Annotated in this window: 15 protein-coding genes, 1 tRNA gene and 9 pseudogenes; 11 read left to right on the top strand and 14 right to left on the bottom strand. The window is 48.1% G+C overall.

Annotated features, from left to right (window positions below; all coding sequences use genetic code 11):
• Nucleotides 1-10: 10 nt before the first annotated feature.
• The gene (gene nac / locus ACU8XX_RS09140) at nucleotides 11-928 is read right to left on the bottom strand and encodes a nitrogen assimilation transcriptional regulator NAC (protein ID WP_001011462.1); all 918 of its coding nucleotides are present in this window, start codon (nucleotides 926-928) and stop codon (nucleotides 11-13) included.
• A 326-nt stretch (nucleotides 929-1,254) separates the two neighbouring features.
• Between nac and ACU8XX_RS09135 the strand changes: the two genes are divergently transcribed.
• A tRNA-Asn gene (locus ACU8XX_RS09135) sits at nucleotides 1,255-1,330 on the top strand.
• A gap of 55 nt (nucleotides 1,331-1,385) precedes the next feature.
• Here ACU8XX_RS09135 and ldtA read toward each other — a convergent pair.
• The 6 genes and pseudogenes from ldtA to ACU8XX_RS09105 all read right to left on the bottom strand — a co-directional run.
• A complete protein-coding gene (gene ldtA / locus ACU8XX_RS09130) occupies nucleotides 1,386-2,321 on the bottom strand; it encodes a L,D-transpeptidase (protein WP_072163087.1) in 936 nt (311 codons plus the stop codon).
• 61 nt (nucleotides 2,322-2,382) lie between these two features.
• The gene (gene cobT / locus ACU8XX_RS09125) at nucleotides 2,383-3,462 is read right to left on the bottom strand and encodes a nicotinate-nucleotide--dimethylbenzimidazole phosphoribosyltransferase (protein ID WP_001459858.1); all 1,080 of its coding nucleotides are present in this window, start codon (nucleotides 3,460-3,462) and stop codon (nucleotides 2,383-2,385) included.
• 11 nt (nucleotides 3,463-3,473) lie between these two features.
• The gene (gene cobS / locus ACU8XX_RS09120) at nucleotides 3,474-4,217 is read right to left on the bottom strand and encodes an adenosylcobinamide-GDP ribazoletransferase (RefSeq protein ID WP_112034163.1); all 744 of its coding nucleotides are present in this window, start codon (nucleotides 4,215-4,217) and stop codon (nucleotides 3,474-3,476) included.
• On the bottom strand, nucleotides 4,214-4,759 hold the full coding sequence (cobU, locus tag ACU8XX_RS09115; RefSeq protein WP_000973176.1) for a bifunctional adenosylcobinamide kinase/adenosylcobinamide-phosphate guanylyltransferase: 546 nt from the start codon (nucleotides 4,757-4,759) through the stop codon (nucleotides 4,214-4,216). Before cobU ends, cobS begins: the two co-directional genes overlap by 4 nt.
• A 151-nt stretch (nucleotides 4,760-4,910) precedes the next feature.
• Nucleotides 4,911-5,054 (bottom strand): annotated as a pseudogene (locus ACU8XX_RS09110) (cobalamin biosynthesis protein); the annotation flags it as partial.
• 8 nt (nucleotides 5,055-5,062) lie between these two features.
• Nucleotides 5,063-5,251 (bottom strand): annotated as a pseudogene (locus ACU8XX_RS09105) (IS4 family transposase); the annotation flags it as partial.
• 1,024 nt (nucleotides 5,252-6,275) lie between these two features.
• On the opposite strand from ACU8XX_RS09105, the pseudogene ACU8XX_RS09100 reads away from it, so the two are divergent.
• The 9 genes and pseudogenes from ACU8XX_RS09100 to ACU8XX_RS09060 all read left to right on the top strand — a co-directional run.
• Nucleotides 6,276-6,614: pseudogene (locus ACU8XX_RS09100) on the top strand (IS66 family transposase); the annotation flags it as partial.
• 195 nt (nucleotides 6,615-6,809) lie between these two features.
• Nucleotides 6,810-7,277, top strand: a pseudogene (locus ACU8XX_RS09095) (PfkB family carbohydrate kinase); the annotation flags it as partial.
• Nucleotides 7,278-7,330: 53 nt separating this feature from the next.
• Nucleotides 7,331-8,028, top strand: a protein-coding gene (locus tag ACU8XX_RS09090; protein ID WP_103215986.1) for an IS1-like element IS1A family transposase whose coding sequence is annotated in 2 segments (ribosomal slippage) — nucleotides 7,331-7,580 and nucleotides 7,580-8,028 — 699 coding nt in all. Because the reading frame shifts where the segments join, the coding sequence is not laid out codon by codon here.
• Nucleotides 8,029-8,032: 4 nt separating this feature from the next.
• A pseudogene (locus ACU8XX_RS09085) lies at nucleotides 8,033-8,290 on the top strand (JAB domain-containing protein); the annotation flags it as partial.
• Between the two features lie 62 nt (nucleotides 8,291-8,352).
• A complete protein-coding gene (locus tag ACU8XX_RS09080) occupies nucleotides 8,353-8,574 on the top strand; it encodes a DUF987 domain-containing protein (protein WP_000692323.1) in 222 nt (73 codons plus the stop codon).
• 73 nt (nucleotides 8,575-8,647) lie between these two features.
• Nucleotides 8,648-9,016 carry a type IV toxin-antitoxin system cytoskeleton bundling-enhancing antitoxin CbeA gene (gene cbeA / locus ACU8XX_RS09075; protein WP_001285585.1) on the top strand — a complete coding sequence of 123 codons (369 nt, stop codon included), beginning with the start codon at nucleotides 8,648-8,650 and terminating at the stop codon, nucleotides 9,014-9,016.
• 88 nt (nucleotides 9,017-9,104) lie between these two features.
• Nucleotides 9,105-9,479, top strand: a complete 375-nt coding sequence (gene cbtA, locus ACU8XX_RS09070; protein ID WP_000854814.1) for a type IV toxin-antitoxin system cytoskeleton-binding toxin CbtA — start codon at nucleotides 9,105-9,107, stop codon at nucleotides 9,477-9,479.
• On the top strand, nucleotides 9,476-9,670 hold the full coding sequence (locus ACU8XX_RS09065; RefSeq protein WP_000988600.1) for a DUF5983 family protein: 195 nt from the start codon (nucleotides 9,476-9,478) through the stop codon (nucleotides 9,668-9,670). Before cbtA ends, ACU8XX_RS09065 begins: the two co-directional genes overlap by 4 nt.
• A gap of 33 nt (nucleotides 9,671-9,703) precedes the next feature.
• Nucleotides 9,704-9,796, top strand: a pseudogene (locus ACU8XX_RS09060) (DUF957 domain-containing protein); the annotation flags it as partial.
• 288 nt (nucleotides 9,797-10,084) lie between these two features.
• Here the strand turns inward: ACU8XX_RS09060 and ACU8XX_RS09055 are convergent.
• Nucleotides 10,085-10,213 (bottom strand): annotated as a pseudogene (locus ACU8XX_RS09055) (transposase domain-containing protein); the annotation flags it as partial.
• Nucleotides 10,214-10,284: 71 nt separating this feature from the next.
• Between ACU8XX_RS09055 and ACU8XX_RS09050 the strand changes: the two are divergent.
• The gene (locus ACU8XX_RS09050) at nucleotides 10,285-10,467 is read left to right on the top strand and encodes a EutP/PduV family microcompartment system protein (protein ID WP_001016348.1); all 183 of its coding nucleotides are present in this window, start codon (nucleotides 10,285-10,287) and stop codon (nucleotides 10,465-10,467) included.
• A gap of 100 nt (nucleotides 10,468-10,567) precedes the next feature.
• On the opposite strand, the gene ACU8XX_RS09045 is transcribed toward ACU8XX_RS09050, so the two are convergent.
• The 6 genes and pseudogenes from ACU8XX_RS09045 to sbmC form a co-directional block, all read right to left on the bottom strand.
• The gene (locus ACU8XX_RS09045) at nucleotides 10,568-10,897 is read right to left on the bottom strand and encodes a DUF496 family protein (protein ID WP_000450409.1); all 330 of its coding nucleotides are present in this window, start codon (nucleotides 10,895-10,897) and stop codon (nucleotides 10,568-10,570) included.
• Between the two features lie 171 nt (nucleotides 10,898-11,068).
• Nucleotides 11,069-11,320 (bottom strand): annotated as a pseudogene (locus tag ACU8XX_RS09040) (hypothetical protein); the annotation flags it as partial.
• A gap of 77 nt (nucleotides 11,321-11,397) precedes the next feature.
• On the bottom strand, nucleotides 11,398-12,144 hold the full coding sequence (gene istB, locus ACU8XX_RS09035; protein WP_240765510.1) for an IS21-like element ISEc12 family helper ATPase IstB: 747 nt from the start codon (nucleotides 12,142-12,144) through the stop codon (nucleotides 11,398-11,400).
• Between the two features lie 14 nt (nucleotides 12,145-12,158).
• Nucleotides 12,159-13,700, bottom strand: a complete 1,542-nt coding sequence (gene istA, locus ACU8XX_RS09030) for an IS21-like element ISEc12 family transposase (RefSeq protein ID WP_001298859.1) — start codon at nucleotides 13,698-13,700, stop codon at nucleotides 12,159-12,161.
• A gap of 188 nt (nucleotides 13,701-13,888) precedes the next feature.
• Nucleotides 13,889-14,716 (bottom strand): annotated as a pseudogene (locus tag ACU8XX_RS09025) (FUSC family protein); the annotation flags it as partial.
• 197 nt (nucleotides 14,717-14,913) lie between these two features.
• The gene (sbmC, locus tag ACU8XX_RS09020; protein ID WP_001105415.1) at nucleotides 14,914-15,387 is read right to left on the bottom strand and encodes a DNA gyrase inhibitor SbmC; all 474 of its coding nucleotides are present in this window, start codon (nucleotides 15,385-15,387) and stop codon (nucleotides 14,914-14,916) included.
• Between the last annotated feature and the right edge of the window lie 52 nt (nucleotides 15,388-15,439).

Genomic DNA, 15,439 nt, shown 5'->3' with positions numbered 1-15,439 from the left:
GATATAACACTTAGCTCACCAATTGCCACTGCCTTTTTTCCATCACTGGAGAACTAATCACTGACATTAACAACTCTTTCACTGCCTGTGCCTGTGGCGATAAGTTCGCTCTGGCGGGTAAATTTAATGACAAAGAGAGACTCATGGAAGGAGTGGTAATGCGTGACATCCACCCATTTACTGCGCCACATAACGAACGCGCGGCCGATTCGGGTAATACTGCAACGCCCATGCCGCTGGCAATCGCTGCGGTAAGCGTGGCAATAGACTCAATTTCACCAATAACTTTTGCCGTGAGTCGCCGTAGGGAAAAAGCCTCATCAACACGAAGTCTAATAGCACTGTAATCACTGGGGAGAAAGAGGTTCATTTGCGCAATAGCATTCACATCAACGCTTTGCCCCGGGCAATCTTGAGTTCCTACCAGAAAAAGATCTTCTTTCAGCAAAGCCTGACTGGATACACCAGCCACAGGGGAATGCTCATAAATCACCGCCATATCGAGTTGGTGATTTATCAATTTTTCGTTAAGCACTGCACCACTATTTTCATGAAGATAGATAACGATCTCCGGAAATTCAGCGCGAACCGCCTGTAATAAGGGCATGGTGATGGATGACGCAGCGGTTCCTGGTGCAAAGCCAATCGAGACTTGCCCCGATAATGCCTGACCAACGTTATGCACCGCCAGTTGGGCCTGTTCACACTGACGTAAAATGGCCCGCGCATGGGTATAGAGAATTTTTCCGGCGTCTGTTGGTGTAACGCCCCGCTTTGTACGGATCAAAAGTTGTTGATTTAACTCACCTTCCAGTGTGGCAACCTGCTGGCTGAGCGCTGGTTGTGCGATATGCAATACTTCAGCAGCCTGGGTCAGGCTACCAATATCTACAATTTTTACGAAGTATTTCAGGCGTCTGAAGTTCATGTTGCCTCCGGTTTTTAAGAATCGGCCCAAGTGCCGCCATTACTTACAACCAGATTGCAAGATGCTTGCCAGTTTTATTTTGGTGTTGATGTACAAGCTAACCAACTGTCAAATAAGAGATTATGATAGATTCGTCATTTGCTCCTTTAATCAGCTGTCGCGTTCCCCTGCCCTATAAAAGGAGGGTATGCACCACGATGGTTCATTACCCAATAAGATTGAAAGCTCACCACTTTGTTGAAATTGACAGCAAACAAACAAAAAAATGCATTTCACCCTTTGACATCACCATGCACTGCCATTAATATGCGCCCCGTTCACACGATTCCTCTGTAGTTCAGTCGGTAGAACGGCGGACTGTTAATCCGTATGTCACTGGTTCGAGTCCAGTCAGAGGAGCCAAATTCAAAAAAGCCTGCTTTCTAGCAGGCTTTTTGCTTTCTAATTACCAACGCTCTTAAAACATCTGTCTTGAACCAGAACTAATTTGCACAGGCATTCCCGATCGACGTTGCAACGCAGCATTTGCGCGATTTACATCAACTTCTTGCCCGTTGATAAACGCCCGCAAAGATGGGGTTACCGGCAATGGCACTTTTCGGTCAGACTCATATTCTGCACGATTGCGCGACAACGGCTCATGAACTTCCAGCCAGTTGGAGCCATCTGGTTCAGTGGTGTATTTTACTGGCTGGTCGATAATTTGCACACGCGTCCCAACAGGAACATTATCAAACAGATATTTGATATCGTCATTGCGCAGACGAATACAGCCCTGACTTACCCGGAGCCCAATACCAAAATTGGCATTGGTACCATGGATGGCATACAACCTGCCAATATAAATCGCGTACAGCCCCATGGGATTATCGGAACCCGCAGGAACAAATGCGGGCAAACTCTCCCCTCGTTTCGCATATTCGCGCCGAGTGTTCGGCGTTGGCGTCCAGGTTGGAGCTTCTTGTTTACGTTCAACGGTAGTCACCCAGTTACGCGGGGTTTCTCGCCCAGCCTGGCCGATACCAATAGGAAAGACTTCCACAGTATTACTGTCTGGTGGGTAGTAATAAAGACGCATCTCAGCGACGTTAACAACAATCCCTTTACGAACAGTGGCGGGCAAAATCAGTTGCTGCGGAATGGTGAGTTGCGAGCCAGACTTCGGCAAAAAAACATCAGCGCCCGGGTTCGCTTCCAGCATGTTACTTAACCCTTGCCCGTATTGTGCGGCAAAAGTCTCCAGCGGCTGGGTATTGTGATCAGGAACAGTTACAGTAAACGACTGCCCCACTAAACGGCTACCCTCTGGAGGTAATGGATAAGTTACCGCCAGGCTAGTATGGCTGGCAAAAAGCAGAGCAAATGAGCAAAGAATATTTACACGACGCATCATGTCCCTTTCCTATGTCGCGAAAGCTATCCGTTAAGTATAGCTTTTATCAGACTTTTCGTTTTTAACTGTTCAAATCAGAAGTCGTATTCCCCGGTAGAACAATATTACTGGCAGCAAGTTCGCCCATGTTGTTGTATATCGCACAGGCGGCTTCGATGATGGGCATCGCCAGAGCTGCACCACTCCCCTCACCTAAACGCATATCCATATTGAGATAAGGCTCCAGCCCCAAATGCGAGAGCGCTATACGCGCGCCTTTTTCTACCGACAAGTGAGAAGGAATGAGATACGGTTTGATTGCAGGAGACATCTGGCAGGCTGCGAGCGCAGCAGCATAAGAAAGAAATCCATCCAGCAACACGGGTAAACCGCAGGAAGCAGCACCTAACATCACTCCAGCTATTCCGACCAAATCAAATCCACCCACTTTTGCCAGGACATCAATACCATCCTGAGGATTTGGTTGATTCAACGTAATCGCCCGACGCACAACATCAATTTTATTAGCCAGTTTATCTGTCGGCAGGTTTGCGCCAATCCCAACCACTTCTTCAGGATCCCGGCCAGTGATTGTGCTGACTATTGCTGCTGCCGGTGTCGTGTTTGCCATCCCCAGTTCACCTACACCAAACAGCGTGACACCGTTTTTTGCCAGCTCCTGCGTATAACATATGACGTCCAAAAGCAACTTTTCAGCCTGACGGCGACTCATTGCCGGAGCTGAAGCAATATTGCCGCTACCTCGTGCGACACGCATGTTGATAAGCCCGGGGATAGGCTCAGCAGTATCAATACCAACATCAATTACGTGGACGTTAGCGCCCGCTTGTTCTGCCAGCACACACACGCCGGTTGTTCCACGGGTCATATTTTCAGCCTGTATGGCTGTCACTTCTTTTGGAGAAATAGCGACCCCTTCCTCCCAGACGCCGTGATCGGCACACATAACCAGTACCGCTTTTTTGCCCACATGCGGTATGCCATTCAACCCCGGCATTCCTGCCAGTTGTATGGCAAGCGCCTCCAGCTTTCCCAGGCTACCAACAGGTTTGAGTAACCCGTCAATATGCCGTTGTGCACGCGACATAGCGGCAGAATCGATGGCTGGGATCGTATTCAGTAAATCGGCAAGTATTTGCATGTCACGTCTCTTTATAGCAGTGCCAGCAGGAAGACCAGTTCACCAAGCTCTATGGCTGCTCCCAGCGTATCGCCCGTTTGCCCGCCCAGCGTACGTTTGAGAAGCTGACCGAGGATGAAAATCGCCACCATCGTCACCACCATAGCAGCCACACCATGCATACCCGGCAATAATACGGCAGCAAAAATAGCGGCTAAGCCGAGTGTGACGCAGGTTTGTCGCCCATCAATTTTGCCAATGAACACATTGCCAAGCCCTTCTTCCCGCGCATAACGATGACGATACATCAATAATGCGGCAGTCCCGCGGCTGACCGCACATGCTGCCGCCAGCGATGCAAGGATCGATTCGCCACGCAGAGCCAACTCGCTTAACACCAGAATCTTTGCCAGTACCACAAAAATCAATGCCAGACCGCCGTGGGTGCCTAAACGGCTATCACGCATGATTTCCAACATGCGATCGCGGCTACGTGCAGAAAATACGCCATCACAGGTATCAGCGAGGCCGTCCAGATGGAATCCCCCGGTCATCAGCACCAGCACAAGTACGCTAAACAGTGCCGCCAGTGGTGCGCCACACCATGCCTGCAGCACCATGAAGACCAGCCCGCTAATCGCGCCAAGCAATAATCCAATCAAAGGAAAAGTAATAATACCGCGAGAATAATGCTCGAAATCCAGTCTCTGGGACCAGCGACGTGGTACAGGCAGACGCGTAATAAATGAGAGCATCGCCCAAAATAATTTACTCATTTGATTTTTACTCCAATACCCGAAACCACCAGCCATACTTCATTTGCCGCAGCGGCCAACTGCTGATTTACCCGCCCGGCAATATCACGAAAATGTCGTGCCAGACGACTCTCCGGCACAATCCCCATTCCCACTTCGTTAGTCACTAATACAACCTTTGCGGGGCAACGTTGGCAGGCAGCAATCAACGACTGAATCTCAGCATTAATCGCCTGTTCCATCGCCTGATAATCCCATTCATCAGGGTCTTTATCGCCGCCATAATCAAACAACAGATTAGTCACCATTGTGGTAACGCATTCAAGCAACACAACCTCATTCGGGTTAATGTCTGCATGAATTAATTCATCAAGATGTTGCCAGCGCTCCACTGTGCGCCAGTGCTCCGGGCGGCCTTGCCGATGATGTTCTATCCGTGCAGCCATCTCATCATCAAGGATTTGCGAGGTAGCGATATACAGAACCTGTGAAGAGTCCCCAATAAGCGCCTCTGCGTGGCGACTCTTCCCGCTCCGTGCGCCCCCCGTCACCAAAATCATCATACCGACTCCTGATTCAAATGTATGATGGTATTCATTGAACAGAACAATGGATCCCCCACCGTTGCTGACCGCAAAACATTTACGCGATTAATACTGCGCGTAATATAATTAAAAATCCAGCAGTCTCAATCCATTACGAAATAAGATGGCATTACGGAATAGCCAGACTTTCTCGTGTTAACGTCCGACAAAATGCGTCATTGACAGCGGTTTCTGTGGATTGACACATTTCATTCAGATAATGAATTAATGCTACTGCCGGAACAACCAGCAAACGGGCATTGTGTTCTGAAATCCAGGCTATTGATTCAACGTCAGCGACAGATCTGCGCTGTAAAAGAACTTGTAAAACAACGTAATAGAATTATCCGGAATGGTGGCGACTATGCACTAGAACACCACAATTTCGCTCTCTCGGTAAGGCACTGTCACAGCATTCAACAGAATGTGACTTGCCAGATTTATTAGCGCCACCAGATGTTTAACCGGGTAACCACGACCCAGTCGGGGATATATTCCATCTTCTCGCTGACATCATCAAGAATAAAAAGGTTTATCACACTCAGAGCAACGTTCTTCAGCAGGCGGGATAATTCTTCAACATTTAGAAGATGTGTTATTAAAGGCATACAAACTGGACGTATTGTATTTTCTTTTGGTGGTTGACCTAAGGTAGCAGTTTATCCTGATGCGCTGAGATTTCTGTAATATCTACGTCAACATTCTCCTCGAATAGAAAATGCAGCCCCGGCAAGTGATTCACATTTTTTAACAAAACGTTGTTAGCGTGCCATTTTCAGAAGCTCTCCAAGAAAGCGAATTCTTTTCTCAAATTCTGCATTCTCAGACACAGCTTTCTACTCCATGGCAATGGCCCAAATACGAAGTTGCTCAGGATCATTAGTGGTGCTGAGAAGTTAAATAACCATGCGGAGTACCACTCGTCATCACGTATTTATATATCATGAAGCTATTGTTGTGTTTTGTACATCAGTAGATATATTCTGATATACTCCTTTTGCTAGACATAACCTTTCACCTGCTTGCAAAGCTTCTGTGTTCTGACATTGCCAAATTGTTGCAATTCTGTATCCAGCCTTCTTTCAGTCATAGCTTCGGGCCGCGATAAGACTCACTGATCTGACCCTGATTCCTCTTGCAGACTTTATAGACCAATTAAAATGCAGTTTCTGCAGGTCAACGTCTGACCATCATTGTCATCACTCTGGCCATTAGAGTAACCTTCTGCATTCATCCTTTTGTAAAAAGTTTATAGACTGGCCCCCTGAATCTCCAGACAACCAATATCACTTAAATAAGTGATAGTCCTGATACAAGTTTTTAGAGTAGTCATTAGTGAACAGATAATTGTTAACTTAGAACCAGTAAAATGCAAACGACGCACCACGCTGGGAAAATCGCTGCTATTCAGCAGAGTTTTGTACCGAGAATTGTGGCCAGCCACTTATTGCTCTCGCGTAAGCAGGTATCCCCATCGTTTACCAGTCCAGCACATCTTGTGGTCAGGCAGAAGAAGAGCAAACTGTTACTGGACTCACTGCATGCATGGTGGAGAAAAATGCCACGCTATCCAAAAATCCAGACTGGGAGAATGGTTCAGCTGTGTACTGAATCAGTGGGGCGCACTCTGTTATTACAGTGTTGACGGTCAGGCGGAGGCAGACATAATGCCGCGGAAAAAGCCCTTTGTGCCATCTGTCTCGGAAATAAAAACTTTATGTTCTTCGGCGGCGAGCGCAGTGCACTGTTGTATGGGCTTATCGGCACTTGCCTTCTGAACGACATTGATCCGGAAGCGTATCTGCGCCATATCCTGAGCGTACTGCCGGAATAACCTTCCAACCGTATTGATGAACTCCTGCCATGGAACGTAGTTCTCACCAATAAATAAGCATCAATATGATTCTCCATTAACGCTTACCTTTTCTCAGGCTATTTTTGCTTTTTTTTGCTTTTCCCCGCCACTTTATGGTGATTATCACATCAATATACATCGATAGATATTAACGTAACTGAAGTGAGGTGAAGCATGAAATTTGAACGCCATCATGAAATATTGAAACGACTCAGTAAATTCGGTTCTGTAAAAGTATCCGATCTGTCCAATAGCCTCAATGTAACGAAAGAAACTATTCGTTCAGATCTTAATGAACTTGCCAGGCTTGGCTATCTGACTCGATGTCATGGCGGTGCTTTTATCGTCCTAGACTCGCTTGATACTATTGCGAAAAATGAAATCGCTTATGCGCTTGAAAATTATGATACAGCCCAGGGAATAAAAAAAGGCCACTCAACTATGAAAAGTCAAGTATGCGTTATTGGTTCGTTTAATGTTGATATCATCAGTTATTTGCCGAGGCTTCCCACTATCGGAGAATCGCTTCTGGCAAGTAATTTTATATTTTCACCGGGGGGAAAAGGCTGTAACCAGGCGCTGGCAGCAAGCTTTGCCGATACTGATGTTTATTTCATAACAAAAGTAGGTACAGATCACTGGTGATGCTGCCAACTTACTGATTTAGTGTATGATGGTGTTTTTGAGGTGCTCCAGTGGCTTCTGTTTCTATCAGCTGTCCCTCCTGTTCAGCTACTGACGGGGTGGTGCGTAACGGCAAAAGCACCGCCGGACATCAGCGCTATCTCTGCTCTCACTGCCGTAAAACATGGCAACTGCAGTTCACTTACACCGCTTCTCAACCCGGTACGCACCAGAAAATCATTGATATGGCCATGAATGGCGTTGGATGCCGGGCAACAGCCCGCATTATGGGCGTTGGCCTCAACACGATTTTACGTCACTTAAAAAACTCAGGCCGCAGTCGGTAACCTCGCGCATACAGCCGGGCAGTGACGTCATCGTCTGCGCGGAAATGGACGAACAGTGGGGCTATGTCGGGGCTAAATCGCGCCAGCGCTGGCTGTTTTACGCGTATGACAGGCTCCGGAAGACGGTTGTTGCGCACGTATTCGGTGAACGCACTATGGCGACGCTGGGGCGTCTTATGAGCCTGCTGTCACCCTTTGACGTGGTGATATGGATGACGGATGGCTGGCCGCTGTATGAATCCCGCCTGAAGGGAAAGCTGCACGTAATCAGCAAGCGATATACGCAGCGAATTGAGCGGCATAACCTGAATCTGAGGCAGCACCTGGCACGGCTGGGACGGAAGTCGCTGTCGTTCTCAAAATCGGTGGAGCTGCATGACAAAGTCATCGGGCATTATCTGAACATAAAACACTATCAATAAGTTGGAGTCATTACCCACCGGCACCATCAACCGCACGGAAGTCCATCCCCGGGAAGTGATTAAACGCGCCCTGTACCACAATGCCGCTGCCGTGGTACTGGCACACAATCACCCGTCCGGTGAAGTCACACCCAGTAAGGCAGACCGGCTTATCACCGAACGTCTGGTACAGGCACTGGGCCTGGTGGATATCCGGGTGCCGGACCATCTGATAGTCGGTGGCAACCAGGTTTTCTCCTTTGCCGAACATGGTCTGCTTTAACCCTTCACAACCACATCACACCTGTTTTCACTTTTATCTTCTGTCTTCAGAGGTATCCCATTATGAAAATTATCACCCGTGGTGAAGCCATGCGTATTCACCAACAACATCCGACATCCCGTCTTTTTCCGTTCTGTACCGGTAAATACCGCTGGCACGGCAGTGCTGAAGCGTATACCGGTCGTGAAGTGCAGGATATTCCCGGTGTGCTGGCCGTGTTTGCTGAACGCCGTAAGGACAGTTTTGGTCCGTATGTCCGGCTGATGAGCGTCACCCTGAACTGAGTGGGAATTCTGATGAGCAGAATTATCGCCACTACCGGACCATTCTTAGCCGATTTTCTGTAAGGATTTTATCGTGTCAGACACACTCCCCGGGACAACACTTCCCGACGACAATCACGACCGCCCCTGGTGGGGGCTGCCCTGCACCGTGACGCCCTGTTTCGGGGCACGTCTGGTGCAGGAGGGTAACCGGTTGCATTACCTTGCCGACCGCGCCGGTATCAGAGGCCTGTTCAGCGATGCAGATGCGTACCACCTGGACCAGGCCTTTCCGCTGCTGATGAAACAACTGGAACTCATGCTCACCAGCGGTGAACTGAATCCCCGCCATCAGCATACCGTCACGCTGTATGCAAAAGGGCTGACCTGCAAAGCCGATACCCTCAGCAGTTGTGGTTACGTTTATCTGGCTGTTTATCCGACGCCCGAAATGAAAAATTAACTCTCCAGAATAGCCTTCTGCTACGGCCTGGTGTTTTCACCACGCCACTTTTCCATTTTTATATCTGCATATCAGGAAAATCTTCAGTATGAAAACATTACCTGTATTACCCGGGCAGGCGGCCAGTTCTCGCCCGTCTCCTGTTGAAATCTGGCAGATACTGCTGTCCCGACTGCTGGACCAGCACTATGGCCTCACACTGAATGACACACCTTTTGCCGATGAACGTGTGATTGAGCAGCATATTGAGGCAGGCATTTCACTGTGTGATGCGGTGAACTTTCTCGTGGAAAAATACGCGCTGGTGCGTACCGACCAGCCGGGATTCAGCGCCTGTACCCGCTCTCAGTTAATAAACAGCATCGATATCCTCCGGGCTCGCAGGGCGACCGGCCTGATGACCCGCGACAATTACAGAACGGTAAATAACATTACCCTGGGTAAGTATCCGGAGGCGAAATGATGACACTGGAAGCCGACAGCGTTAACGTACAGGCGCTGGATATGGGGCACATTGTCGTTGACATTGATGGTGTTAATATCACTGAACTGATTAATAAGGCCGCTGAAAACGGTTATTCACTCCGCGTGGTGGATGACCGTGACTCTACCGAAACACCGGCAACTTATGCCAGCCCTCACCAGTTGCTGTAAGACAATGCAGTGATACAGGGTATAGTGCCATTAACCACAGAAACAGCACTGTTGTCCTGTATTAAGCAGGCAAGAGAAGATGTCCTTACCCTGCGCCATCTGCAGCTTCTGCACCAGAACCGGTGAATCTCACTCAACAGGCTTCATTTCTCCTGACGCCAGCCTGAATACAGCTGGCGTTTTCATTTATAAACAGAAAGGAAAACCGATAATAATGGAATGGACGCCCCGACCATGAAGCAACGGTAGGATATTACTGATAAACCTTCCAGTGGAGGTGCGTTATGGCCGTTTTAACGATTAGCATTGACCTGACAAAAAATGAATTCCAAATCCACGGTCTGGGTAGGAACAGAAAAATCTAAGCTCAGAAAACGGATTAAAGTAAGCGTCAACGGAGCACCGTATTGACGCTTATTTATTGGTGAGAACTACGTTCCATGGCAGGAGTTCGTCAACACGGTTGGAGGGCCATTCCGGCAGTATGCTCAGAATATGGCGCAGATACGCTTCCGGATCGATACCGTTCAGACGGCAGGTGCCTGCTTTTCTGGCAACAAGCAGGAATCTCAGCGCTGAAGCAGGAATTAGAGGTAAAAACGCCCTACCGGGCCATGAATCACCCGGTCATTGGAGTAGTAACCAAAGCAGATTTAGCCAGCATGGAACAAATATCTTTGGTGAAAAGTTGGTTACGGGAAGCTGGAGCGCACAACGTGTTAGTAACCAGTGCAGTTAATAACAATGGAGTTACAGAACTTTTTGCCTTGCTGCATACAGAAGAAGGCTGTTGTTAATTTCGATTGGTTCTCGGATGAGAATGATGACGGTGATACACAGATAAGAATCAATGAGCAATGAGGGTTGCCAGGCAACCCTCATTGAATAAAACGGGAATTACTTCGCTTCGCCGTTTTTCATTTCGCCCATAGCTTTCAGCTTTTTGGAGATATCGCGGCGTTCTTTGGAGAGCTCGGCATTTTTGATGATGTAATCGTCAACGCGATCTTCATAGTCACCTTTCATGCTGGCGATGATGCCCTGGATTGCTTCAACGCTCATCCCCGGCTTGATGTAATCGCTCAGGTTGTCCAGCAGCAGGACGCGCTTCTGGTTGTCACGGATCTTTTTCTCAACGTCCTGAATTTCACGTTGCAGTTTGTTCTTACGACGGAACAGACGAACAAATTCCAGTACGTCCTGGAATGAAGGCTTGGTAGTTTCCATTTTTATACCCCTGATAATGTGAGAGTCGGATTCGTTTAAGCAACCGCTATTCGTTAGGGCCAACATTACTCATAGCTGCCGCAGATGACAATGCTTTTATCCCTTTTCACTATCATACCCTTTATCCTTGCTGAATCGAAGCAGCAGCAAGATGATTCTGAAGTTCAGGAATTATTTGCGCAAGGCCCGGCAAATCAGATTCGATAGCAACTCAAGCTGATGCGCCGTTTCCATGTTCAGCCACACATAACCATAGATTGGTGTTTCCACAACCTTCAGGTCATGGTGGTTATTGAGCAACTGACGCAGCTCTTCCACAGCATCGTTCAATTTTTCCGTATTGGCAAAAACCGGCTGCGGATTACCTTCGTACAGCGCATGAACAAGGCTCAGCAGTATTTGCTGCATCATGTGTTGCGTATTACCGTGAAGGAGATCGGTGAGTAACATCGATGGAGATCGGTTCGTGTCACTTTCACAGAACCGTTTTTAAATTACCTTCACTGATCTCCTTCGGTCAACGGAGATTGTATTTTCCGCATTGATTCTCCTTTAAGTTCGATCTTGATACTGCCATGAACCAGTCGATCTAGGATGGCATCCGCATGTGTGGAGTCTCCGATCATTTTGTACCAGTTTTCCACCGGCAACTGGCTCACTACGATGATTGAGCCTCGTTGGTACATCAGATCCACTATTTCCAGCAGGTCGCTACGCTGTTCTGATGAGAGAGGTTCCAGCCCCCAGTCATCCAGAAGCAGCAGATCGCTATTATTCAGCCTGGTCAAAAGTTTGCTGTATCTTCCATCAGCATGCCCCTGATAGCACTGTTCCATCAGCGCTTTAAGGCGATAATAGTAGACCTTGTATCCCTGTCGGCAGGCATTATGACCAAGTGCACATGCCAGGAACGTTTTACCGCTGCCGGTGGCCCCGGTCAGTAAAATATTTTGTTTCAGGGTTAACCAGTTTCCCTGACTGAGTGAACGGATGAAGGCCCTGTCCAGCCCTCTATTGTTACGATAATCCAGCTTTGATAACTCAGCATTAAGTCTGAACCGTGCATGTTTGATCAGACGCTCTGCCTTCCTGTTTTCACGGCAGGTTAGTTCTTCTGCTGTCAGTAATGACAGGCGTTCTTCGAAGCCCAGCTCCTGGTATGTGCCCGGCTGAGCAAGTTGCTTTTTAAGCGCATCACGGAAGCCGGTGAGTTTAAGTGCGGTCAGTTGTTCGTAAAGATGATTCATCATTGGATCCCGTATCAGTGGTAATACTCACTGCCGCGTACGTTTTCGTGTTCCATCGTGGATAACAGATCTGGTTTTGGATCCTGAACAGGTTGTTTATCCAGACCTTTTTCCAGGATCGATTTAATACCTGACAGACGCCATACCTTTGTTTTCAGAGCTCTTGCACATGCTGCATTAAGTCTGGCTTTACTGTATTTTTTATGAAGGTTCAGGAGTCCAAGGCAGAAGCGATAGCTTTGTTCCGGATGTGGACGAGAGTTCAGTATATGAAGCACATAACTATGAGTTTCACTGCCTATGTGCCCCGCCCATTCCAGAAGACGCTCTGGCGTCCAGGTGGCATGCTGTCGATGAGCTTCAGGCATGTGCTCGTTGCGGGTACTGTAGCCATAAGTACGCTTGCGCGGGTGCACAGCAACCTCCTGCCCCTGATTGAAGAGTCTTACCAGTTCTCCGGAGATCCATGCTTCCAGTTGCTGGCCTAACAGCGAACATGGAACCGAGTAGTAATGTTTGTCGATTTCCACGTGGTAATCGGCATGAACTCTGACTTTCTTCACCAGGGTGTAACTGTAACTGGCTTCAGGAAGAGGCTTCAGTGCGGGTTTATCAAGCTGGATGAAGAGTTCTGCACGTGAATAACCCAACTTCTGCATTATTTTGTTATTCAGTCTTTCCAGCAACTCCCGAATGCGCTGATTAAGCGATGCAAGGCTGTAGAAGATCTCATGCCTGATTCGGGCCATGATCCAGCGTTCAACAACCTGAACGCCAACTTCAGCTTTGGCTTTATCTTTCGGTTTACGTGGCCGCGCAGGCAAAACTGCGACATTATAATGCTCAAGCATCTGCTGGTAGGTAGGGTTAACGTCAGGATCATACTTACATGCCCTGGATGTGGCGCTTTTCAGATTGTCCGGAACAACAAGTTCAGGAACGCCACCCAACCACTGGAAGCAGCGAACATGACTCATCACCCAGTCTTCAAGCTGCTGAGACCAGGTGGCCTCTGCCCATGTGTAACTTGATGCCCCGAGAACAGCTACGATGACCTGAGCAGTTCTTATTTCTCCGGTCTCAGGGTCGGTAACGCCAACGGTAGGTCCACAGTAATCAACGAAAAGTTTTTCGCCAGCTTTATGTACCTGACGCATTGATGGTGAAGTGGTTTTGAGCCATTCACGGTACATCCGGCAGTAATGGTTATAGCTGTAAAAACCGCCTGGATTACGCTCACAGTATTCTTCCCAGAGTAGCTGCAGCGTCACGCATTTATTACGCAGTTCCCGGTGTACTGTAGCCCAGTCAGGCAGAGAGTGCTTCTTCATCTTAACCTGGGTCTGAAGGAACGCATGTTTTAGTTTTGTATCATCCCATCCTGTAGGTAAGGGCCACTGCTTTATGCCAAGTTGAGCCGCCCGATTAGCATATCTGGATACAACGGAAGGGGAGATTGCAAGACTACGACCAATTTGTCGATGGCTGAGTCCAACACCGTATTTAAGCCTAAGAATTTCTTTAAGTTTTCTCATAGAAATTGGAACTGTTGGCATAGGTATCCTTTACCGGAATGGCAAAAGATACAGATCAACACACCTGTGAAGTTCCAATAACATTGATGGAGATCACTGAATAACAAAATGAGTCAAAAGTGATCTCCATCGATGTTATTCAGCGATCTGTTCAAATGTTATTACCCGATCTCGATGGAAGTTATTGAGTGATCTCCTTTCATGAAAATACGCATCATGTGCTGGGTATCACGAAGTTTTTGCGCGTTCAATAACACGAAATGGCTGGGGCGCGTGGCCCAGTATGCATTGATTTGCAACTCCAGCATACAAACCAGATTGCGGTTAATGGTCTGGATACCTTCATATATCGATTTTGGAATACGGGTTTCTTTGCTGGCGGGCGCAATCAGTCCACGCATTTTCACGGCATCGGTCAGGAGTTTTTGTAGATGGCTTTCCAGACGTGGGCGTTCGAGTAAGTTCGGTGAGAATGCAGATTGATAGACCCGATTATACTCGGTCAGACTTTTCGCCAGTTGAATGCGCCAGTGGATGAACGCCCGTTGTGGCCAGATACCGGTAAACAACATTGCCAGTAAAGAGCCGAGGATCACATCGCCGCTTCGCCATAACGCCGTATCAATTTCACCTGTCGGGGAACCCACAACAATTGCCAGCGTCACCCCAATCAATAAACCTTGATACGGTTTCTTGCCCAGCGCCAGCCAACCGCAAAGGAACATGGCCGCCGCGCACCAGACTAACATCAGCGGTAACGAGATTAACTCCAGTTGCAGAGCGATAAGACCTAAAATCGAACCCAACACCGTACCGCCAATACGCTCAAAGGCGCGAGGGACAACGTTACCCCAGAACGAGATTGGCCCCATAATCACCACCATGGTGACCAGCGGCCAGGTGCTTTCCGGGATAGTAAACAGGCGGATAATGAGAAAAGTGAGCAGGAATGCCAGCGCGACCCGAGTACCATGCACAATGCGGTAATGGCGGTATACCCGGATTTCAAACGGGCTTAATGACTTATCGGCACGCACGCAGAAACTCCGTAATGAGATTAAAAGCGCTCATAACTCATCTGTCGGCCAGAAGGCGCGCCTCTGAATTATCCGACGGACAAACCGGGAACAGTGTAATTTCCCGGCAGGAGCGAAAAAATTGAAAGGCGCATCTTACTCTTTTCGCTTTCAAAAAAAAGAGTGGTCATCGCGTTAACACACCGCCCTGAGATGAATTAGTGATGTTTTGGCTGCACCGCAACATACATTTCGATATCCCAGTACCCATCTTCCGCGCCATTGTTCAAATAAACCTCGAAGCAGGGCTTTGGTAACATTTCATAAGCACTGTCCTGCAAGAGACTATTAAAGAACTGATACCAGGGTTTAGCAAAATCATCACCGACTACACGAGCTACCGCCACCGCATACTGACCACCTGTAATTTCTGTCAGAATGACGCCCTCACTGTTTTCGGGAAGCGTAAAGTAACCCGGCACCGTCACGACGGTGTCGCAGCGTAATTTTTCGGCGGGTGTTTCATCTGGATTGTCGTAATAGACAGCAACCCACTCCTTCGGCACAATATTTTTGCTATCTACCCACATCATCAACTGCTCAAAGCCTTTCTTTACCGTCTGTTCCCACGGGCCAACGAGATGGAAACCTGCAACGGTACGTTTCTCTTCCTGCTTAATCTCGTAGTTCATGACGCCTCCATTGATACTGTTTTTATATACAGTATAGTTGCAAAATTAAAAC

It is taken from the genome of Escherichia sp. MAL-1, from assembly GCF_052948035.1.
Note: the sequence above shows the minus strand (reverse complement) of the source record. Positions and strands in the feature narration are given on the sequence as shown.